20 protein-coding genes are annotated in these 19,769 nt (G+C 64.4%); 8 read left to right on the forward strand and 12 right to left on the reverse strand.

Going from position 1 to position 19,769, the window contains the following annotated elements:
• On the forward strand, positions 1-1,230 hold a 1,230-nt coding region (locus V5A20_RS01615; protein WP_332326586.1), incomplete at its 5' end, for a helix-hairpin-helix domain-containing protein.
• Positions 1,231-1,434: 204 nt separating this feature from the next.
• On the opposite strand, the gene V5A20_RS01620 is transcribed toward V5A20_RS01615, so the two are convergent.
• From V5A20_RS01620 to V5A20_RS01630, 3 genes are all read right to left on the reverse strand, one after another.
• Positions 1,435-1,746 (reverse strand): hypothetical protein, encoded by a 312-nt coding sequence (locus V5A20_RS01620; protein ID WP_332314761.1) that lies wholly within the window; start codon positions 1,744-1,746, stop codon positions 1,435-1,437.
• A gap of 123 nt (positions 1,747-1,869) precedes the next feature.
• A complete protein-coding gene (locus V5A20_RS01625) occupies positions 1,870-3,390 on the reverse strand; it encodes a hypothetical protein (RefSeq protein WP_332326587.1) in 1,521 nt (506 codons plus the stop codon).
• Between the two features lie 158 nt (positions 3,391-3,548).
• Positions 3,549-4,946 (reverse strand): BamA/TamA family outer membrane protein, encoded by a 1,398-nt coding sequence (locus tag V5A20_RS01630; protein ID WP_332314763.1) that lies wholly within the window; start codon positions 4,944-4,946, stop codon positions 3,549-3,551.
• 333 nt (positions 4,947-5,279) lie between these two features.
• Here V5A20_RS01630 and V5A20_RS01635 point away from each other — a divergent pair, with 333 nt between their 5' ends.
• From V5A20_RS01635 to V5A20_RS01655, 5 genes are all read left to right on the forward strand, one after another.
• The gene (locus V5A20_RS01635) at positions 5,280-6,020 is read left to right on the forward strand and encodes a type 1 glutamine amidotransferase (protein ID WP_332314764.1); all 741 of its coding nucleotides are present in this window, start codon (positions 5,280-5,282) and stop codon (positions 6,018-6,020) included.
• Between the two features lie 15 nt (positions 6,021-6,035).
• The gene (locus V5A20_RS01640; RefSeq protein ID WP_332314765.1) at positions 6,036-6,497 is read left to right on the forward strand and encodes an SWIM zinc finger family protein; all 462 of its coding nucleotides are present in this window, start codon (positions 6,036-6,038) and stop codon (positions 6,495-6,497) included.
• 354 nt (positions 6,498-6,851) lie between these two features.
• Entirely contained in the window at positions 6,852-7,181 is a 330-nt protein-coding gene (locus V5A20_RS01645; RefSeq protein ID WP_332314766.1) for a Smr/MutS family protein, read from the forward strand.
• Positions 7,182-7,265: 84 nt separating this feature from the next.
• Positions 7,266-7,964 carry a gamma-glutamyl-gamma-aminobutyrate hydrolase family protein gene (locus V5A20_RS01650; RefSeq protein WP_332314767.1) on the forward strand — a complete coding sequence of 233 codons (699 nt, stop codon included), beginning with the start codon at positions 7,266-7,268 and terminating at the stop codon, positions 7,962-7,964.
• A gap of 45 nt (positions 7,965-8,009) precedes the next feature.
• Complete coding sequence (locus tag V5A20_RS01655; RefSeq protein WP_332326588.1) at positions 8,010-9,860, forward strand: hypothetical protein; 1,851 nt, start codon at positions 8,010-8,012, stop codon at positions 9,858-9,860.
• Between the two features lie 36 nt (positions 9,861-9,896).
• Here V5A20_RS01655 and dnaG read toward each other — a convergent pair whose 3' ends face one another.
• Together dnaG and V5A20_RS01665 are read right to left on the reverse strand one after the other, a co-directional pair.
• Entirely contained in the window at positions 9,897-11,861 is a 1,965-nt protein-coding gene (gene dnaG, locus V5A20_RS01660; RefSeq protein WP_332326589.1) for a DNA primase, read from the reverse strand.
• Positions 11,862-11,929: 68 nt separating this feature from the next.
• Positions 11,930-12,088 carry a hypothetical protein gene (locus V5A20_RS01665; RefSeq protein ID WP_332314770.1) on the reverse strand — a complete coding sequence of 53 codons (159 nt, stop codon included), beginning with the start codon at positions 12,086-12,088 and terminating at the stop codon, positions 11,930-11,932.
• 171 nt (positions 12,089-12,259) lie between these two features.
• On the opposite strand from V5A20_RS01665, the gene V5A20_RS01670 reads away from it, so the two are divergent.
• Entirely contained in the window at positions 12,260-13,102 is an 843-nt protein-coding gene (locus V5A20_RS01670; RefSeq protein WP_332314771.1) for a 2,3,4,5-tetrahydropyridine-2,6-dicarboxylate N-succinyltransferase, read from the forward strand.
• A 287-nt stretch (positions 13,103-13,389) separates the two neighbouring features.
• On the opposite strand, the gene V5A20_RS01675 is transcribed toward V5A20_RS01670, so the two are convergent.
• Both V5A20_RS01675 and V5A20_RS01680 read right to left on the reverse strand, forming a co-directional pair.
• Entirely contained in the window at positions 13,390-13,590 is a 201-nt protein-coding gene (locus V5A20_RS01675; protein WP_332314772.1) for a hypothetical protein, read from the reverse strand.
• 968 nt (positions 13,591-14,558) lie between these two features.
• On the reverse strand, positions 14,559-14,768 hold the full coding sequence (locus V5A20_RS01680) for a cold-shock protein (RefSeq protein ID WP_332314773.1): 210 nt from the start codon (positions 14,766-14,768) through the stop codon (positions 14,559-14,561).
• A gap of 273 nt (positions 14,769-15,041) precedes the next feature.
• Between V5A20_RS01680 and V5A20_RS01685 the strand changes: the two genes are divergently transcribed.
• Complete coding sequence (locus V5A20_RS01685; RefSeq protein WP_332326590.1) at positions 15,042-16,238, forward strand: hypothetical protein; 1,197 nt, start codon at positions 15,042-15,044, stop codon at positions 16,236-16,238.
• Positions 16,239-16,268: 30 nt separating this feature from the next.
• Here V5A20_RS01685 and V5A20_RS01690 read toward each other — a convergent pair whose 3' ends face one another.
• The 5 genes from V5A20_RS01690 to V5A20_RS01710 all read right to left on the reverse strand — a co-directional run bounded on the left by V5A20_RS01690 (position 16,269) and on the right by V5A20_RS01710 (position 19,402).
• Complete coding sequence (locus V5A20_RS01690; RefSeq protein WP_332314775.1) at positions 16,269-16,607, reverse strand: ATP-dependent Clp protease adaptor ClpS; 339 nt, start codon at positions 16,605-16,607, stop codon at positions 16,269-16,271.
• A gap of 82 nt (positions 16,608-16,689) precedes the next feature.
• Complete coding sequence (purS, locus tag V5A20_RS01695; RefSeq protein WP_332314776.1) at positions 16,690-16,968, reverse strand: phosphoribosylformylglycinamidine synthase subunit PurS; 279 nt, start codon at positions 16,966-16,968, stop codon at positions 16,690-16,692.
• 54 nt (positions 16,969-17,022) lie between these two features.
• Positions 17,023-17,898 (reverse strand): CDP-diacylglycerol--serine O-phosphatidyltransferase, encoded by an 876-nt coding sequence (gene pssA / locus V5A20_RS01700; RefSeq protein WP_332314777.1) that lies wholly within the window; start codon positions 17,896-17,898, stop codon positions 17,023-17,025.
• Between the two features lie 16 nt (positions 17,899-17,914).
• Complete coding sequence (locus tag V5A20_RS01705; RefSeq protein WP_332326591.1) at positions 17,915-18,652, reverse strand: phosphatidylserine decarboxylase family protein; 738 nt, start codon at positions 18,650-18,652, stop codon at positions 17,915-17,917.
• Between the two features lie 135 nt (positions 18,653-18,787).
• Positions 18,788-19,402, reverse strand: a complete 615-nt coding sequence (locus V5A20_RS01710; RefSeq protein ID WP_332326592.1) for a hypothetical protein — start codon at positions 19,400-19,402, stop codon at positions 18,788-18,790.
• Positions 19,403-19,769: the final 367 nt, after the last annotated feature.

Genomic DNA, 19,769 nt, shown 5'->3' on the forward strand with positions numbered 1-19,769 from the left:
CTGGTCGCCTACCGCACGGCCTACCTGAAGGCCCACTACCCGCCGGAATTTATGGCGGCGGCGATGACCAACGAGATGGACAACACCGACAAGCTGTCGAAGGTGTTGGAGGAGGCGCGAAGCATGGGCCTGGAGGTGCTCCCGCCGTCCATCAACCGCAGCCAGTCGCGCTTCACGGTGGAACAGGGGGAGGACGGGGAATACCGCGTCCGCTTCGGCCTCGCGGCCATCAAGAACGCGGGCGAGAAGGCGATCGACGCGCTCATCGACGCCCGGGAGGAGCACGGCCCGTTCGACTCCATCTTCGACCTCACGAAGAACGTGGACCTGGGCACGGTCAACAAGCGCACCCTGGAGGCCCTTGCCCAGGCCGGGGCCCTCGACGACCTGGAGGGCCACCGCGCACAGCTGATGGAGATCATGGACAAGGCCGTGCGCTACGGCCAGAAGGTGCAGCACGACCGCATGGCCGGCCAAAACTCGCTCTTCGGCAACGGCGACGCGGGCACCGAGGCGATGCAGCCGGGACTCCCCGACGTGGAGACCTGGGCCAAGGCGCAGCGCCTGAAGGAAGAGCACGAGGTGCTCGGCTTTTACGTCTCCGGCCACCCGCTCGACGAATATCGCGCCGAGGCCGACGCCTTTGCGACCGCCCACTTCGGCAAGCCGGACCAGCTCGAACAGGTGATCGAGCAGGCCGCCGGGGGCGACGGCCGCAACCGGGGGCCCGTCCGCACCTTCTGCGGCATCATCACCGACGTGGACCGCAACACCACGAGGTCCGGCAAGCCCATCGCGTTCGCCACGATCGAGGACTTCACCGGCCAGGGCGAGATGGTCATCTTCTCCAGCATCCTCGACCGCGTCCAGCCCTACCTGGAGGTCGACAACGTCGTCCTCGCGAAGGGCAACGTGGAGGTGCGTGGCGGCACCGTAAAGGTGCTCGCCAAAGACATCACCCCGATGTGGAAGGTCCGCGAGCAGATGGTGAGCGAGGTGATCCTGACGGTGGACCTCGACCAGGTGATGCCCGACGAGCTCCAGACCTTCCGGCAGCTCTGCGAACGGACGGAGGGCAACTGCACGCTCTACTTCGACGTGGACGCCCCTGAGCTTCGGGGCCAGGAGCGCCTCCGCAGCCGGGCCTACGTCGTGGAGCCGACCGCCGAGTTCATGCGCGGGGCGCAGCGCATTTTCGGCCCCGACAACATCGCCCTGAAGGGGAACTGAGGGCCCGTTTGCGCTTCGCACGGCGTTCGTCCAAGCCACCGTGTTTGACGATCAGCGTCCCCTCCGGCCGCCCTTCTGGCACGAAGCACACTAGAAGGAGAGCGCGCGCCTTCGGTGCTACGAGCACCCGGAGCAGATGGACAGGATGGAATTGGCGCCCAGCCCTCGAATGTTGCCCTCCATATCTCAGCCCCAAGCGGTGGCTCACTCCAAAAGGGTGACCGACGTTGGGGCTGGCTGCTCTCCAGTCTCCACAACCTCCACGCGCACCTTTCGGTCGACACCCAAAGAGTCGAACGGCATTTCCAGGAAGTTCTTCAACACTCGCGTCGTGTCCGTGAACGCGAACTCCATGGTTCCCTCGTCCGGCACCTCAACATGGACCTTCCGCTCCTCGGCGTTCACCTCTGTGATCGTCCCGTTGTAGGCATCCGTCTCCATTGAGGAGTCTTCCGCGCTTCCACACCCCACGACGAGGAGCAGAACAGGGATGACCCAGACCTTTGTAAGTGACATAGGGTTGGTGATTTTTGTTTGGGGAGAAAAACCACCATGTATGATGAGATATCGTAAGGAGAATTTCAATTTTCATGTACACTTAGAGGCTTCGCCTCTCAGTTTCGTGTCACACAGGCCCGGTCAAGGCGCCTGCGTCCCAGTGCCATCCGTGCGCTCAACGCCAACCACCCGCCGACGCAGTGACCCTCCCGGCGACGCCCGCCCCTGCTCGGTCTGACGCACGAAGACGTGGGTCGTGCCCGCTTGGGGCGTCACCAGAGTGGCCCGGAGGTAGGGCGGGGAGTAGCGGGGAATGGGCAGCGACACTCGGTCTGAGGACGCACGACGCAGGACCGGCCCCACCTCTTCCGCTCGGTTGTCGTACGCTCGCCATTCGACGGTTCGCTGTAGGGTGTCGGGGGCCTGTCCGTGTGCCGCCCGGAGGTCCTCAAAGGTGAGACGCCCGGACTGGACGGAAAACCGGTCGAGGCCGCCGCCCCAGTCCAGAAACGCCTGCCCGATGGCGTCTCGTCGCGCGAGGAGCGTCCGAACAATGGAGTCGGAGACCCCCTCCGACGAGTAGTTTGCCGTGGCCACGATGGTGCGCAATTCCTTTCGGGAGAAATTCCGAATCTTCTTCGCGGCCCAGAATGCATCGGCAGGGGTGATGCGCTGGAACGCAAGATTCGGCCATTCGGGGCGCCACGTCCGCGGATCAAACCCACTCGCGCTAAAACGCCCAACGGTCGAGTCGTTGGGGACCTCCGTCTCGGCCCACTCTCCACCACTCAGTCCGAGCGTCCCGATGCGCTCAAACACACGATCCAGTTCCAGCACGTGCTCGTGTCCCGCCCACGCCGGCTTCGGGGCGGCCCCGCCACTGCCGAGCGTAAGGTGCAGGTCCGTCAAGTAGTGCCGCACAAACCGACGTCCCTCCACCTTTACCCCGACATCGAGCGTATGGCGAGGACGGAGCGCGCTGTGGTGAATCCAGGCCGCAACGATCCGAAGGCCCCGCAATTCACGTCGGTCCTCGTGCGGAAACACATCGTTCCCGTCGTCCGCACGGGTTCCTTTGAATCGAAACGGCCCGATGCGACGCTCAACATTCGGGATCCGGGTCACGAGGGCTCGATACGTACTGTCAGGACGTTGGGCGGCCGATGTGAGAAGGCTGTCCACCCGAGACTGCGTGACGCCACTGTCCGGCTCCGGCACCAACCGCCCGGCCCGCACGCGACGCAGCCAATGCTGAGGCACGTTATAGCCAAGCGCGTGTAGCAAACGGCTGCTGATCATGGCGGCGCCCGTCGCCATCTCCGGGTGCGCAGGGGCGTCGAAAAGGATCCGAAATGTTCGGCCGGTGGTGTCTCGGATGACGGCACGCGGGAGCTCGCCTCCTGTCAACAGATTCACCACGCGCCATGAGGACTCGCGAGAGGGCCCGGGCTCTTGGTTCGGGCCCCGTTGAAGGGCCGCCGACGACAGGGACGACCGGTAGTGGCGGTTGGTGTACCAGGACGAATTCGGCACGCCCCCCACCGTGTTGATATTCTGCGCCGGCACAGCGTAGTCGCCCGGCACCCCAAAGCTGCGTTTAAAAAACTCCAGGGGCCCAATCCCGTGGGCCGACGGCGTCGGCTCCGGAAAGGGCATGTCCATGCGATCGGGATCGTGCCACAGCGGGTCGTCCGAGAGAAACCGCTGTGCAACCGCGGGCGAAGGCTCTCCTCCCAGAAGAGTCAGCAGGCACAGCAGAGCCCCAGCGTACCGGCCCCACGGCTCTCGTGTCGACCCGGAGAACGCACGGTGCATGATGGCTAAAAGAGAGAGCCCAAGTCAAGATGCAGCTCCCACCCTTCCTGTCCCCGTGCCACGTCGATGCGTCCCAGCGTCTTTCCCTCGTCCTTGATTCGAAACCCAAGCCCGTATCCGACCCGCGGGTCCGCAACGTTTACGTCCCGAAAGGTGCGAAATACATGCCCCGCGTCGGCAAAGACCGCCATGTCGATCCAGTGCCAGATTTGGCAGCGCACCTCCGCGTTCGCCAGGAGCACGTTCCGGTCGCGGAATCGCCCCGTAGGATACCCCCGGAGCGATCGGGCCCCGCCCACTGATTGCAATCGATAAAACGGCACGCGCCCATCGCCCGAGTGGGTGACCGATGCAAACTGGCGGAAGGAAAAGCCATGAAGCAATCCTTCGCTAATCGGCATGAACTCCCGCACGTCGAGCGTAAAGCGGGTGAAGTCCACATCCTGTCCCCGCATGCTAAAGTTGTGTGTCACCTCGGACGCCAGGTAAAACCCACGGGACGCATCAAGGGACACGCCACGCAGTCGCGGTTTCGTCGGGGCAAACCGGTGCCCGAACGCCCGGGTGTACGGCGCATCCCGAACGTCAAGCTCGAAGAAGGCCCCGAGCATCAAGTAATCCATGTCGGTCCCCACCCCCGGGAGCGTTGCCCCGAACTGCTCCGCCACCGTCGGCCGATCGCCCTGCCCCGTTCCGTACCGGTTTGCCTGATACGAAACGTGCCCCCCAAGCAGTGCACCGGACCTTGGCCTCCATCCCAGAAGTCCTCCCACGATGCCCTGGTCCAGACGGAACCCTGCCTCCGTATCCACACGACTGTCGGCCCCAACTCCGTAGAAGCTCTCGCGGGGGCGGTGGTGGTACCGGGCGTATGCGTATCCCACGTAGGGCCCGGATACTCCGCCGAACCGCGCGCCCGCACCATAATACCCACGGAGGCTTCCGAGAACTTCGGCCTCGGCAAGGCGCTGCTGGCCCTCCCAAAATGTGGGCGCGTAGAGCACCCCCGCCGTCGTCCCGGCATCTCCGCTGAGCCCCCCGAAGACCGGATGAAAGTCTGCGATCTCCAACCGAGGCACGTCGAGAATCAAACGGTGCGGCACGACGGCCCCACCGATATTGGTTACGAACGACGTGGCGCGCTGCGCAAAGGTCGGCTCGTGCGCCTCCATCGACTGGGCCTTCCGTCGACGCGCGTCACGCCACCGGGCCGCCCGGCTGGTGTCAGACCCGGCCTTTCGGTTCGAGGTCGGGTCGGCAACCGCCTCTGTCCGCCCCGGTTGTGCTGCCGATTGAGCTCGGGCCGTCCCCTCTGCCGAGAGAAGCCCAAAGACCAGGGCCGTCACGAGTGCCCCTCCGAAAGCGGCGACGCGACCGGTGCACCCGCAGGCCACAGTGGTCATACGAATGGAGAAGGATGAAGGCCACCAGCGCAGCAACATTGAGAATACAGGGGCTGACACGATCAGCCGTATAAAAAGTTTTCACGGAGGGAGCAGAGCCGGTCGGCTCGTTCCCGGATCTCTTTGCACTTCACGATCCGCTTTCGACTACGGATTGGCGCACGCCCACGCATGGTTGAAGCCCCCGGCACGACTGCTTTGGAACTCCTGATATGGACGCTACGGAAAAGTCGACATTCAGTCAAGGCCTTTTCTCTTTCCAGAAGCTGGAACGCACTTCGTTCTCGGCGGTGATCAGAATGAGGCTCTGTTAAACGAATGTGACTTCCTGAGATGCACCTCGCTCTCATCGACGCATCGCTCGGCACCCCTCATGCCCAACGCAATTTTGAGCGGGAGGTGGACGCGTCCCTCACCGTCTACGATGTAAATGAGGGGCAGATGCCACCCCCTATCGGCGCTACCGAGCCCATTCAGACGGACGACGGCCCCCTCCAATCTTTCGACGGGGTGATCATTAGCGGTTCGCAGTCGTCTGTCTATGATGACCACCGTCCCTGGATCCAAGAGCTGGCCCGGTGGGTGGAGGGAGCGATTGCCGATGGCCTACCCATTCTCGGCGTCTGCTGGGGCCACCAGCTGCTTGCTCAGATTCTCGGCGGCACCGTGCGAGGCGGCTCCTACGAACTCGGATACGTCCAGGTGCACCAGGAAGAAGAGGATCCGATCTGGCAGGGCCTCCCAGATCCATTTACCGTCTTTGCGACCCACTCCGACCATGTGGTCGAGCTCCCATCCGATGCCCGCCTCCTGGCTTCTAATGAGACAGGAGTGCAGGCGCTCCGATACAAGCAGGTGTACACCGTGCAGTTCCACCCCGAGTACGACCTGAAGACGGCCAAAGCCATGATTCGCTCGAAAGACCTGTCCGCGGACTCCATTCAGCAGGCCCTCGACACCTGCACTGACGCCACTGTAGAAGCCGCCCAGCCCACCCGTCGCATCTTCGATAATTTTCTCGATCACGTATCCGCCACCGCCGCTGAGGCGCCCTCCTCCGCGCTAAACGCCTAATCTTTTCTCTCAGCCATGACTGATCTTCCCTTCACGAAAGACGCCCTTCGGGAACACACCGCTGGTGGGTCGTTCGAGCGCGGTCAACAGTACCTCCAAGAGGGTGCCGTGCGGTCCGTAGAACAAACCGACGAACAGACCCTCAAGGCAAAGGTGCAGGGCAGTGACGTGCATCCGTATTTGGTGACTGTCCGCTTCGACACCGATCACATTGCGGGCGTCGAATGCACGTGTCCGTACTACGAAGGCTCCTGGTGTAAGCACGTCGTGGCTACGCTCCTGAAGGTGCTCGCCGACGAAGACGTGCCCAAGTCCGAGCCCGCCGCGGTGGCCACCCTCGTAGAAGACCTGACCCGGCAAGACCTCATCTCGCTCATAGAACGCCTCGCGGAGCACGACCCGCGCCTGCTGGACCAGATCGAGCGGGAGCGGGCCCGCCTAACCGGGGAGGCCGTACGGTCTGAAGGCCCTTCGTAGACCATTCTTTCGCGTTGGGGCGCGGGCAGCCGGTTCTCGGCCCCACTGATCCTATGGAGGCCGTGGCGCAGTCGGGCAACCGAGCACACGGCCCATGTCCCCGACGCACTTCGACGACGTGGAAACGCGCCGCGGGCACTGCCTTACCATCACGCCCCTTGGCGACCAAAACCCGGCATGGTCGAACGCGGCCGTCGGATCTCTCAGGCAGCCCCAACGGTCGAGGCAATCCCCGCGCCCCCTGCCTGCAAACTGGCGGTTTCTTGGCAAGAGCAATTCCGCACTGGGGGCTTCACGGAATCTCTTTCCGGCCTGGAATGTATCACGCACTACACCGATCGTCCTTCGAGGCCCATGTCCTCCCCCACGCTCAACGACGACGGCACCACCGTGACCCTGGACCTACACGGCCTGTCGGTCGACGAGGCCCTCGACGTGACGTTCAGCACGCTCCGGCTGGCCGAAGACCGCGGGCGGAGCCGCCTGAAGGTCATTCACGGCTCCTCCACCACGCAGGGCCAGCGCCGCACCATCAAAAGTGCCCTGCACGACCAACTCGATCGCGGGTCTCTCGGGGCCCATGCCACGAATGTCGTTCGGGCCCGCGACACCCTGACCTTGGCCCTCGACCTGACGGCCTCCTCCGACCCTACCCCGATCACGCTGCGCGACGTACGGCCCTGAGCCCACCAGCCCACCGGTTTGCCAGCACCCAGGTGGGTCCTGGGTCCCGTCCACCCGCTGTCTCGTTCCCGACCGACTGTCCCCATGCCCCCTCACATTGGCCTTACGACCTCCTACACGGATGGGACCCAGCGCCTGGACCGCCGGTACGTGACGGCCATCGAAGGCGCTGGTGGGGTCCCCATCGTGCTCCCCACCACCACATCGGCCCGCACCGTCGAGAGACTGCTCGGTCAGATCGACGGACTCGTGGTGCCGGGCGGCCCGGCCGTGTCCGAGGGCTGTACCGGGGACCTTCCGGAAGACCTGGATCGGCTCGACTCGCTGCGTGCCGACTCGGACCGTCGCTGGATTGAGGCCTGCTGGCAGAGCGGACGGCCCATCTTGGGCATCTGTTACGGCATGCAGCGCCTCAACGCCCTCGCGGGCGGCACGATTTACGGGGACGTGGAGGCCGAGCACGACGGCGCACAGACCCACAGTCAGAAACGTGGGGCCACGACCCACCCCGTCGCCCTACAGCCGTCTTCTCGCCTGCGTCGCTGGCTCGACACCGACACCCTGACGGTCAACACACGCCACCTCCAGGCCATCGCCACCGTGGGAACGGGCTTTTCAGTGGCCGCAACGGCCCCGGACGGCGTGATTGAGGCGATCGAGCACGAGAATGGACGGCTGTTTGGCGTTCAGTTCCATCCCGAACGGATGGGCTCCGTAACTCAGCCCCTCTTCCACGCACTCCTTGAACAGGCCGAGAAGACATCCGCTGCGGCCTCCGCCTGACGTTCTGCGACCGCGCTGCACCTCGGACCTCACGCTCGTTCTGTCATGCACATTCCCTTCTGGTCCGGCCGATCCGACGAGGCCCCCGATGCGTCTTCTCTCGACGCGGGGCAGCTCGTTCGTCGTCTCTCCGTGGCCCTGCTGAGCGGCATGACGCTGCTCGTCGCTCTGAGTGCAATCGCTCCCTCTTATTCGGGACAGTCACAGGTTCTCTCCGACCTTTCGTTCTTTCCCCTCCCCCTGCTTCGGGGCTCAGCTCCTTCGGCCACAAGCACGGCCCCCACCCTGGCGGATCGTTCCTCTCACCCCTCGACGAAGCTCGCTCCCTACTTCACCCCCACGGCCTCGCTGTCGTCGGCCCGCACCCCGAACGTCCTCCGGCAATTTCACACGCTCCTGGACCAGTACGTGCACCGGCAGGTCCACGACGACAACTTTACCATCCGGGTCATCGACCGCCGGACAGACGAGGTGCTGGAGCTGTTCGAACTGACGGAGCTCCGGGCGGAGTACGAAAATGGAGAGGCCACCGACTGGAGGGCCGTGGACGAGCGGCGCCACGAGGCCATGGATCGTCTCGTGGACAAGTACGAGCGACAGGGCGTGCCGCTCGACGACATCATCGTCCGCTGGGGCCGGGCCCACCAGGTGCGGGCCGCCCACGAGCGCGACCGAGCCTACCGCGCCTACGAACGCCGGCTCGCCGAGCACCTCGGGCTGAGTCTGCTCGCCACGGAGATTGGCACCGTCGAGACCTTCAACCAGGACCGCCTCGTGTCGGCGGCCGGGGCCGTGAGTCGCTACCAGATGCTGCCCTGGGTCCTGCGCCGGAGCGGCGTGACCGAGTACACGCTTCCGACCGAGGGCGATGCCTGGGTGCACGTGGAGGAGGAAGAGAACCCCCTCCTCGTGCTGGAGCCCGCCTTTTTGCTGCTCCGTGGCTACGCCAACGCCGTGGGACACGAACTTCCGGGGCTTTCGGCCTACCACGCCGGGCCCGGCAACATCTTCAAGCTGTATCGCGGGTTCTACACCTCGGACCGCTTTACCGCCTCCTCGACCGTTGCAGACGCCTACGCCTGGGCCGTCACGGAGGGCTTCGACAGGGTGCGTGACGGATCCACGTTCGGAAGTGACTCCCGCGGCTACGTGCCGGCCGCGTACGGCGCCCTGCAGGCCCGCGACGATCGCCCGGTAGACCAGACGCCGCCCCTCCGCACCGCCCGCCTGCAGGTGTCACGGGGATCCGCACTCACGCTGCGCGAACTGTTGGCTCCTCTCGACTCCCTGGACCGCTCGTTTGACTGGGGGCCGGAGGCCGATACGGCCACCGCGCTCTACGATCGCTTTCGAGCCCTGAACCCCCACATCGACCTGCCCTCCTCCCCCGACGGCACGATTCCGGAGGCGGGCAATGTGCGCTTCGTCGCATCCATCGACGGAAAGGCCGTGCGGTTCTTTCTCCCGCTGGAGGCCCCGGCCGTCCTTCGCGCTGCGGGCGTCAGTGCGCTCGATTCCACCGCCACCTTTCGGTACGACGCCTCCACCTATGCGGGGCCCACCGCGGATCAAGTGACGCCCTGGGACCGGCAGTACGAGTCTCTGGTCGACGACATCGCGCAGTTTGGTTTCACCGAGGCCAACCGCGAGCGCCTGCTTCGGCTCCACGACCGCTTCGAAACGCTTGCGGAGCAGCGCCCGACCCGGTACCGCCGCCGTCAGCTTCGAATCATCAGTACCCACCGGCGGCTCTGGATGTCGAACCCTTGGCAGGAATTGGCCGACGCAACGACCCGGGCCACGGGCCGCATGAAGATTGAGGGCCGCCCCCTCGACCTTCACCCCGAAGCTGTGGGGGCTCCCGACACACTCCCCTCACTGCCGCCCCCACAGTAACGCCCGAATCTGGCGCGGGGGCATGGAGCAGCCCCATCAGTCGTCGAGAAACGCGCCGCGCTTGATGCCTTTCCGGAGTTCTTGCAGCGACATCATCTTCTGCTGGAGGCGCTCGACCTGATCGTCTGCTCCCTCTTGCGTGGCCTGATACATCCGCTCCCGCACCGCCTCGATGGCCTCGTCCACGCGGTCCATCTTCAGGAACTTCATTGCACTTCGGGCCGCATCGTAAGGACGGTCATTGAGGTGGGGCACCGGAATGTCTTCCTTCTGGGCCCAGTGCTCCGAGGCTTCGTGCTCGTCCATCATGACGGCCGCGCCGAGTTGCTGGAGCGTCTCTCCATGCTCGCCACCCAGGATCTGCTGGGGCTCCACGGTGCCGGCCTCGTACATCTCGGCGAAGGTGCGCGCGAGCTGGCGGGGCGTCCCCTCTGTAAACTCGTCCAGCGCCATGTGCCCCAGCACGAGGCCCACCATGCGGCGTCCGTTTTCGAGCATGAGGCGAAACAGCACCTGCTCTTCCGGGAGCAGGGCGGGGCCCGACGTCGTCCCGTTTGCGGAATTGGACGTCGAGGACGGTGCGCCGCTGCGGGCGGGCGGGGCGGCGCCGTCTTCGGCGGAGGGCGCAGCCTCCTCCGACGGCCTCTGCTGACGCTTCTGCTCCCGCTTTCGTCGCCGCTGGGCCCGACGCTCCAGCTGCTCGCGCTCCTCTTCCAGCATGCGGAACAGGTCCGAGTCCGGCACGCCCGTTACCTCGCTCGTGTGGGCGACGTACTCGCGCCGAAGGTTCGGATCTGGGATCCGGGCCACCGACTCGATGATTTCGCGCTGGACGTCGACTCGATCCTCCGGGGTCTCAAGCCCCCCGTTGCGGCGGGCGCGCTGGTAGGCAAAGGACGGGAGGTCTTGCCGGTGCTCCTCCACGTAGTCGGAAAAGGGATCGCCCCCATGCTCCTGGACGTACTCGTCCGGGTCGCTGCCCGTGGGGAGTTCTACGGCGTAGGCCCCCAAACCGGCCTCCAGGACACGCTCCATCCCTCGAAGGGCCGCCCGTTCCCCCGCTTCGTCCGCATCGTAGAGCATGACCGCCCGTTTGGCGTACCGATCCAGCACGCTGATCTGCTGCTCGGTGAGGGCTGTGCCGCTGGAGGCCACGACGTTTCCAACCCCGGCCTGCGACAGGCTGATCACGTCCGTATACCCCTCCACGAGCAGCACCTCGTCGGTCCTGCGGATGGCCTGCTTCGCTTGGTGCAGGCCGTAGAGCACCTCCTTCTTGTGGTAGACCTCCGTCTCCGGCGAGTTGATGTACTTGGGCTGGTCGCGCTCATCGTCGGGATCGAGGATGCGCCCGGCGAAGGCCAGCACCTTGCCAATGTGGGAGAAGATGGGAAAGATGATGCGGCCCCGGTACCGGTCGTAGTGCCCGCTCCCGTCGTTGCGCTCAATGACGAGTCCGGCCTTCTTCAGCGTCTCCAGATCAAGTTGCTCCTCTTCCGCAGTCGTCAGAAGGGCGTCCCACTCGTCGGGGGCGTAGCCGAGCCCAAACTGCTTGATGGTCTGCGGCGTAAAGCCGCGTCGGCGGAGGTAGTCGAGCGCAGGCCGGCCCCGGTCCGACTGCGTGAGCTGACGGTAAAAGAAGCGCGCCGCAAAACGCAGGGCATGCAGAATGCCTTCTCGCTCGTTGGTCGCCTCGGGATCCGTCTCCTCTTCCGGCAGCGGGATGCCGTACCGGTCGGCCAGCATTCGCACGCTCTCCAAAAAGCCCACGCCTTCGATCTCCTGGAGGAATTTAAACGCGTCCCCCCCATTTTGGCAGCCGAAGCAGTAGTAGAGGTTCTGTTCCGGATCAACGCTAAAGGAGGGGGTGTCCTCGTTGTGAAACGGACACAGCCCCATGTACCGGGAGCCGCTCTGGTCTAACTGTACGTAGTCCTCCGCCACCTCCACGAGGTCAACCGCGGTACGAACCTCCTCCACCTTTTCGTCCGGAATGGGCATGGGTCAAAAGACGCCTTCCAAGGGACGCGACACACATGTGTACAATATGTTCAATGTACTGTTCTGCTCTACGCGAGCCGGGTCGCCTCCACGCTGGATGTGTCCTGCATCCGATGGGCCTGTTCTTCCTCTCCTTCGACCGGCCCCACATCAGGCTGTTCAGAGCACTGGCACGACGCGAGGCTGGTGCAGAGAAACAGGGCGACAATGACGAGCAACCGTTTCATGGGCAATAACAAAGTTGGGGGAACGCAAGAGCGTGGCGGGAAGCCAGTTTTGCACAAAAAATGCTACGGGATGCGGGTTTACAATGTGTCCGCCGCTTCGGAGCTTCATGGCGAATGCGCACCAAGGATGTCTGCCCCTCACCGTCTGTCCACACACTGTTTTTTCGACGCATGACCGACCTACAAGACCGCATCGAGTCGCTGGTGGCGCAATCCACAGAGCCATCGGGCGTCGATCGGGGCGTCGCCGGCAACGCCGTGGCCGACCTCGTTCAGGCCCTCAACGCCGGCGATGTTCGTGCCGCCGCGCCCGCCGCCGACGGCACGTGGCACGCCAACGAATGGGTGAAAGAGGGCATCCTTCTGGGGTTTCGCATTGGCCGGACCGTCGACTATTCAAGCGACCGGTTTCCATTCTACGACAAAAACACATTCCCGGTTAAGCCGCTCCGGAAGGCCGACGACGTGCGCCTCGTGCCGGGCGGATCAGCCATTCGAACCGGGGCGTACGTGGCGCCCGGCGTGGTGTGCATGCCCCCCATGTACGTAAACGTAGGGGCGTACGTCGACGCAGAAACCATGATCGACTCCCACGCGCTGGTGGGGAGCTGCGCCCAGATCGGCAAACGGGTGCACCTCTCGGCCTCGGCGCAGGTGGGCGGCGTATTGGAGCCGGTGCACGCGACCCCGGTCATCGTGGAGGACGATGTCTTCGTGGGGGGCAACGCAGGGCTCTATGAGGGCTGCATCGTGCGGGAAGGGGCCGTGCTGGCCGCAGGGGTCACCCTCACCTCCTCCACGCGGCTATACGACCTCGTGGAGGAAACGGTGCACGCGGCCTCCGACGATGAGTCGCTGGAGGTGCCCGAAAAGGCGGTGGTCGTGCCGGGCTCTCGGTCCGTCGACTCGGCGTTCGGGGAAGAGCACGGCCTCTCTCTGTCGACCCCCGTCATTGTTAAGTACCGGGACGCCGACACCGACGCCGCGACGGTCCTGGAGGATGCGCTTCGGTAACCGCGGGGGAAGGAAAAGCCGTGTCTGTACACCGCTTGCCCTCCTTTGTGTGACCGTTTCGCCTTGCCCCCGGCCTCAAGCGTCCTCCTTGCCCCTCTGGGGCCGTACGTCCGGCATGGGTGATGACGTCATCGGTGGACGGCCTCTCGCTTACACCCCGCCAGCGGGGGTACGGGGCGATACTCGTGCCCTTCTTTATCCCTCTTCTTGTCGCTCGACGTCGGGCCCTGTTATTCTCAACCCTTCATCGGTCCTGGCCAGAGAATCATGCCTGTGTCTTGCGCACGTTACCGGCGCGTCAGGGAAAACCCGGCGTGGGTCATTACCTCCTCCAGCTTGGCCTCTAGCTTGTCGCTTTCCACAATCGTAAGCTCGGTCCCCCGCCGCACCTTCGAAAGCAGCGTATGTTTGTTGATCCCCTCGATCTCATCGGCCAGCGCTGAGATCTTGAGGTACGGCTTCAGAGACTGCAGCTCCTTGATGGTCATGACGAACGGAAAGAGTGAGCGATTTTGTGTTCAAAACGGAAGTTGCATAGTCACTTGAGTTTTTTGTGTTTCATTTCCGTGATGCGTTGGGCACTAGGGGCTTCAAAGTCTGTTCAGGAACATTATTAATCCTTTCGGATAAATTATTGTGCGTCCGGACACGAAACACGTCAATCTAGCATCAAAAATGTCCCTTATGCACGTTTCTCCTTCTGCCTATCGGTCTCCCTTCCGCCGTGACACAGACGCTCGGCGCTCCCATCCGCCCGTTCACACGCATCACGTGCGTGACCTGGAGGCGGCCCTCGCCGCATCAATTGGGCACAACTTTGACTTTCTGAGCCGCCGGTTCAGGGATGTGCAGGCGTCTCCTTCCTGGTCCTCGATGCGCTCCCGAGAGTAAGAGTAAGGGACGCGCGCGGCCTGATAGACATCCGTGGGCCACTGCAACAAGAGACCCAGCGGCCGTGCGCACCGTGTGACGAGGCGCAGCGCCGACGGAGTGCATGCGGCCCATGGCGACTGGACCTTAAAGATGTCTGTGTACGTCCTGGTGCCGAGGCGGGACAGACACATATCGCGAACAGCCCCCAACTGGGTCGGGCGGGGGAAGGTAGCTCAACCGGACCATCCTGCGCAGATCGCATCCAGAAAGCAGCGTGCGGGTCGCGTCCCCGGTCTGTCCCACATCGACACCCTTCCGGGCGAGACCCAGGTCAAAAACCAAATTACGGACGGCGCCTGTCTTCTCCACGCAGTACGGCAAGGGACTCGGCATGGGTGCTCGGCGCAAAGCGCTCCCCCAACGCGTTGAACAGTGAGACGAACCGCCTTATCGGACTTTGTCCCTCCAGGGCAGGGCCTGAGACCGCACCGCTGCCCAGATCTCGCCCCTAAATGCAGTGTCCAGAAATAAAAAATGCCCCTGGGCAGGACGCCCAGGGGCATTCGAGTGAACCGAACTGAGTTTACCACTCGGGCTCGGTAATGGGCTGAATGTTGACGGCGTTCAGTCCTTTCTCCGTCTCCTCAATTTCGAACTCGAGACGGTCGCCTTCTTCCAGGTCTTCGTCGGGCACCTCGCTGTGGTGGAGAAAGACATCGTCCTCTCCATTGTCGGGCTCAACGAATCCATATCCTTCGGCAGGGCTAAACCACTTTACGGTTCCTGTCTCCATAACTCGGTTAAAATCTTCTCATGTTCGCGTTCAGCGCACCTCCGATTCCCTCTCCTTAAAGGAAAAGGATTCGGATTTTTATTTACGTCGGCTTTCTATGCAGTCTCTTGGGACTTGTTCTGCGACTATGTGGAACGCTCTTGGAACGCCCTCCGTCTCGATGCGCGGGCCAAGTTCGGAAGGGAGGGGCCGCCCGGGGGCTTTGCCTGACCTTCATGGATCGTCCCCATACGTTTTGTCTATTGCTGCACTTTTCCAAGCCGCTCTCAGTCCATGCACCATCCGCCGTCGGCGCTCCGCTGGTTCGTCTCCGTTGCACTCGTGGGCATTCTGGGAGTCGGGCTGGGCTGCTCATCCTCACAGTCCCCCGATCCCACGAGCAAGACCGATGCCCCGTCGCCTGACCCGGCCCTCTTTCTGCTGTACACGTCCTCCGCCGGGGAACTGACCCTCCAGGAGGCGCGCGCCGACGCCCCCCGGACTCTTGTCTCCGGGGCCACGGCCAAACCGGCCCGGGCGGTCTCTCCGTCCGGCCGTTACCTCGCCTTTAGCTACGCCACGGCAGACTCGTCTCACCTCGCACTCTTGGACCTGACGACCCAACAGTTGCGGCGGGTGCACGCCGTGCCCGGACCGGCAGTGACGTACTCTCTGGCCTGGCACCCCGACCGGGATCGCCTCGCCGTCGGCCACTACCGCCCCACCGACAACGGCGAGCGCGGCCCCGGAAGCATCCAGATCGCGGCTCCCAACGGCACCACCCGAGACGTGGGCTGCAACAGTGTCCGCGAGGTGCTCCACTGGATGTCGGACGGCTCCCTGGCCGCCCGGACCGACGACGACCTGTACGTGGTGAACACGGACGACTGCGCCACCCAGGCATCGCTCGATGTTCGCCGCATGCATCGTATTCGGTACGCCCCCACCGGCCAACGAATGGCCTACATCTACCGGGAGCTCAAATACGACCGGGACCGCGGAGAGTACGTGCCCGACTCCTCACTCGTCTTGAGCGGCCCTCGGGGCGACAATGCCGAAACGCTGTTTGGCGACCAGCGCCGCGCCCGCCACCATCGCTGGGCCCCGGAGGCGGCTGAGTTGGCCCTCGACGTGCGGGTGGAGGACTCCGGGCATCGTCAGGTGGTGATCTACGACGGCTCACGGCCCACTTTCCTTGTCCCTCCCAACGAGACGACGGCCGACCAGGAGCGTCCCCGATGGTCCCCCTCAGGCGAGCGCATCGCGTTTACCCTTCGGACCGATGCCTCTTCACAGGCCGCCGTGCGGGTGCAGGGGCAGACCCGACGCCTCGGGCCAGTAGACGGGGCGGTGTGGGGCTGGCTCGACGACCGATCAGTGGTCGTGCCGGGTCCAGACTCCGTGCGAGTGCAGTCCCTGAACGGAACGACCCGCTACGCCCACCCTGCCCCCGCGACCCTCCTTCACGTGTGGCGCCGCCCCGCCTCGTAGGCCCGGCCGAGCCGTCTTACCTCTGGATCTCTACCCCTGGATCTCCGTCACGAGCTGGATCTCCTTCAAGACACTCTGCACCTCGAAGCACTCTTCGAAGGTGCCTTCGTAGACGGTGGCCTTCCCCTCGTTGTGAACCGTCCACGCCATGTCCTCCGCCTCGCCACGACTGCAGCCCGTGGCCTTCACCAGTTGCCCGATGACTTCCTCGAAGGTATGCACTTCATCATTGAAGAGAACGACGAACCAGGGATCGTCGGTTCCCCCGCCTTCCTCCTCCTGCTCGACCTCTTCCACCTCCGGGGGCGCCGGTTGAACGTCCGGCTCAGCCGGTGCACCAAGCGTGCGTAGCGGAAAACCCTCAGTCATGTCAGCCAATCGAACAGCGTTTGTGAACGGATCGTCGTAGGCAAAGGCACCAGGCCTCAATAGGATGATGACGGCTGCGTCGTCACGCCGTTCCCTCTTCGACCGCATCCTGGGACGCGGACTCAATTTGGATGTCGAAGTTTTCGGTAACGGGGTTGGCGAGCAGTTTTTCACAGGCCTCCGTGGCCACCGCACGGGCGTCCGCCTTGCTCTCCGCATCGATCCACACCTCGGCCTGCTTGCCCATGCGGACCTGATCCACCGCGTCGTACCCGAGGTTCGTCAAGGCATGCTGGATGGTCTTGCCCTCGGGATCCAGAATCGAGGGTCGGAGGGTAATCGAGATTGTGGCCTTGTACATGAGCGGGTCAACTGCGGATGAGAGCAAAGAGGGACGAGGGGGCCGCGATGGGTCTCAGGAACTGATCGGCTCGTCCGGCACTGGGGTGACAAGGGCCCGGACGAGTCGGTAGAGGGACCGCCCTACGCCGTGCACCAAGTACACCGTCAGGACAATCAAAAGCCCCTGCTCCTGAAGCCCCACGATGAGCAGTCCGGCAAGGCCGTAGGCAGCGATCTTTTGAGGGTGCGAGCGCATGGTCTGTAGGGACGGCATCGGAATTGCGTCGAACTGGATGCTCGACACCATGAGCCCCGAAAGCACCACGACGACCGGCACCACGACGCGGAGGCTGTCGAGGGCAAACCGACCGTCCCAGGTCGAGTTCTCCGCGGCCAGGATGAGGGCCACGACGGCAATGGCCTGGCCCGGAATGGGAAGCCCTTCAAAGCCCTGCTTGTCGCTCTCGTCGGCGGTCATGTTGTAGCGGGCCAGCCGGACCGCCCCGCAGAGGGCCGGGAGGGCCGCGACGATCATTCCGAGGGGGTTGAAACCATTCAGCACGTAGCTGTAGAGCAAAAAGGACGGCGCCACCCCAAACGAGACGATGTCACTGAGGGAGTCGAGCTGGACCCCAAAGGGACTGTCCGCCCCCGCGAGGCGTGCCATGACGCCATCGAGCAGGTCGAAGAAGCCGGCCAGCACAATGAGCCAGCAGGCCATGACGAACGTGGCGTTCGCCGCCTGTGTGAGGGCCAGAAACCCGCAAAGCAAGTTCATCAGCGTGAAGAAGGAGGGCACGGCCACCCGGGGCGGCGGCCGTTCGCCCCGCTGCTCGCGACGGGCACTCCGGTAGGCCCGGAGACGACGCCGGACGCTCGCCGGCCGGGAGGAGCGATCGTCTGCCCGAGCCGCACTGTCCACACGGTCGGCCCCAAAGAGGTCGATCATCCCGTTCAGTCAGCAATCAAGGAGTAGACGAGCGGCGTGCGGACGCGTCCGTAGATGCGGACGGAGCCTTGGGGACCTGCGAGGGGTCAGCGTCGGTCGTTGGAATGCGGCCCAGGACGGTCGTGCCTGCCCGCACGGTCTGCCCTTCTTCCACGCGAAGCTCTACCGACGGCGGCACGAGCAGGTCCATCCGCGATCCGAACTTGACGATGCCGAAGCGCTGCCCCGTCTCTACAGTGTCCCCTTCTTGGAGATCATATTCAATGCGGCGGGCCACGGCCCCGGCGATTTGCTTGAACAAGAGCATCGTGCCGCTGGGGTGCCGCAGCCCAAATTCGGATCGCTCATTCTTCTCACTGGCCTTGGGGTGCCAGGCCACCAGGTAGTCGCCGGGGCGGTATTCGGCGTGCTCGATCACGCCCCGCGCCGGCACCCGGTTCACGTGCACGTCCAGCGGCGAGAGGAAGATGGAGATGCGCCGCGCCGGGCCGTCCAGGTACAAGGGCTCCTCCTCGTCCGCAACTTCTACAACACGGCCATCGGCCGGGGCCACGATGCCGGCCTCCAGGGCGTCCGGGGGCGGCGTGCGCTCCGGGTCCCGAAAGAAGTAAAGGGTGAACGCGAGGCCTCCCGCCGCGAGCGCGAGCATCGGCCCCCGCACAAGCCACGAATCGACCCAAAGCGACCCGACAGTCAGCGCGAGCGCCAGGCCCATCACGAGGGCGATGATGGTGTATCCTTCACGTGCAATCACGAGCGTGTCGACATTCGGGACAGGATGGAGCCGCAGACTGCAGAAGCGCTGCGCTCAATCGACACTTCGCTGTACCTTCGGGGGAGACAGAAGTTCATCCGTCTCCGTGAACGTTGTCCGGAAATGACTGGCGTCCTAAAAGCGGGCCGTGACGAGAGAGATGCGCGCAACCACGGGCAGGTCGCGTTGCGGAGCGGGACGAATTGTGATGTCTGGAACCCCGACGGACCATCCTCCCTCTCGGAGCGACAGGGCACCGTGCTCGTCCCGAGCAGAAAGCGTGGCCCCGAGGGCGGCCCCGACCGCCGCTCCGATCCCGGCCCCTACGCCCGCCCCCACCTGTTGCGTTTGAGGCCCACCGCCCACGAGGGCCGTTCCGCCGATGCCCACCACGGCTCCCATTCCACCAACGATGAGCTCTCCGAGCCCCGCGGCGAAAAGGGCCTCGCCCGGAAGCCCATCGTCCGCAAGCCCAGCCCCAATCACAGCCCCAATCGGCGCACTTCCCAGAATCAGCAGCAACGCGACGCCCTGGGCCCGCAGCTCTTCGTTGTCCCCGTACTGCGCTCGGGCACGGCGGTCGGAGAGATCGGTGTCCGACAGCAGCGCAAGCATCCCGACGCTGACCGAAACCCCAACTACACCGCCCAGGAGGGCGTCTCGAAACCGGGGGAGGGACTCGGGGTCGGTCGGCGGGGAGGCGGGAGCCGGCCCTCGAAGGGGCGAGCGTCCAAACGGGCTCTCTCCCACGAAAGGCCTCCTCGCGTGCAGTCCCCTGGGCTCATCTTCGTCTATCGCACGGTGGGCGAGCTCGTTCACGGACGGGACGTCACGAGACAGCGGGGCGTACACTGCCTGCCCCGACACCGGAACTGCCCCCCACGCCCAGACAATGACCAAAAGGAGATACGGACACGTCGTGGACGTGGGCGCTCTCCCCCAGCGCTTTCGGCGACTAGGCCGACGGACGAGGCCAAGAACCATTTTCTGTAGGGCTCAAAGATCCAAAAACCATGGGATCTTTTGGGCCGCAGGTCCCCCTCCGTTGGTAACAGAAGCCCGAAGTCACCGCCCGTTCGGAGAGGGCGCCTCGACAGGCCCCATCCGGACAAGGAGA

Source organism: Salinibacter sp., from assembly GCF_036626415.1.
GTDB lineage: Bacteria > Bacteroidota > Rhodothermia > Rhodothermales > Salinibacteraceae > Salinibacter.

Bases quoted from the DNA above. Each gene is read 5' to 3' on its own strand.
- V5A20_RS01620 (WP_332314761.1), bottom strand. From the start codon at position 1,746: ATGTCACTTACAAAGGTCTGGGTCATCCCTGTTCTGCTCCTCGTCGTG.
- V5A20_RS01625 (WP_332326587.1), bottom strand. From the start codon at position 3,390: ATGGACATGCCCTTTCCGGAGCCGACGCCGTCGGCCCACGGGATTGGG.
- V5A20_RS01630 (WP_332314763.1), bottom strand. From the start codon at position 4,946: ATGACCACTGTGGCCTGCGGGTGCACCGGTCGCGTCGCCGCTTTCGGA.
- V5A20_RS01635 (WP_332314764.1), top strand. From the start codon at position 5,280: ATGCACCTCGCTCTCATCGACGCATCGCTCGGCACCCCTCATGCCCAA.
- V5A20_RS01640 (WP_332314765.1), top strand. From the start codon at position 6,036: ATGACTGATCTTCCCTTCACGAAAGACGCCCTTCGGGAACACACCGCT.
- V5A20_RS01645 (WP_332314766.1), top strand. From the start codon at position 6,852: ATGTCCTCCCCCACGCTCAACGACGACGGCACCACCGTGACCCTGGAC.
- V5A20_RS01650 (WP_332314767.1), top strand. From the start codon at position 7,266: ATGCCCCCTCACATTGGCCTTACGACCTCCTACACGGATGGGACCCAG.
- V5A20_RS01655 (WP_332326588.1), top strand. From the start codon at position 8,010: ATGCACATTCCCTTCTGGTCCGGCCGATCCGACGAGGCCCCCGATGCG.
- dnaG (WP_332326589.1), bottom strand. From the start codon at position 11,861: ATGCCCATTCCGGACGAAAAGGTGGAGGAGGTTCGTACCGCGGTTGAC.
- V5A20_RS01665 (WP_332314770.1), bottom strand. From the start codon at position 12,088: ATGAAACGGTTGCTCGTCATTGTCGCCCTGTTTCTCTGCACCAGCCTC.
- V5A20_RS01670 (WP_332314771.1), top strand. From the start codon at position 12,260: ATGACCGACCTACAAGACCGCATCGAGTCGCTGGTGGCGCAATCCACA.
- V5A20_RS01675 (WP_332314772.1), bottom strand. From the start codon at position 13,590: ATGACCATCAAGGAGCTGCAGTCTCTGAAGCCGTACCTCAAGATCTCA.
- V5A20_RS01680 (WP_332314773.1), bottom strand. From the start codon at position 14,768: ATGGAGACAGGAACCGTAAAGTGGTTTAGCCCTGCCGAAGGATATGGA.
- V5A20_RS01685 (WP_332326590.1), top strand. From the start codon at position 15,042: ATGCACCATCCGCCGTCGGCGCTCCGCTGGTTCGTCTCCGTTGCACTC.
- V5A20_RS01690 (WP_332314775.1), bottom strand. From the start codon at position 16,607: ATGACTGAGGGTTTTCCGCTACGCACGCTTGGTGCACCGGCTGAGCCG.
- purS (WP_332314776.1), bottom strand. From the start codon at position 16,968: ATGTACAAGGCCACAATCTCGATTACCCTCCGACCCTCGATTCTGGAT.
- pssA (WP_332314777.1), bottom strand. From the start codon at position 17,898: ATGATCGACCTCTTTGGGGCCGACCGTGTGGACAGTGCGGCTCGGGCA.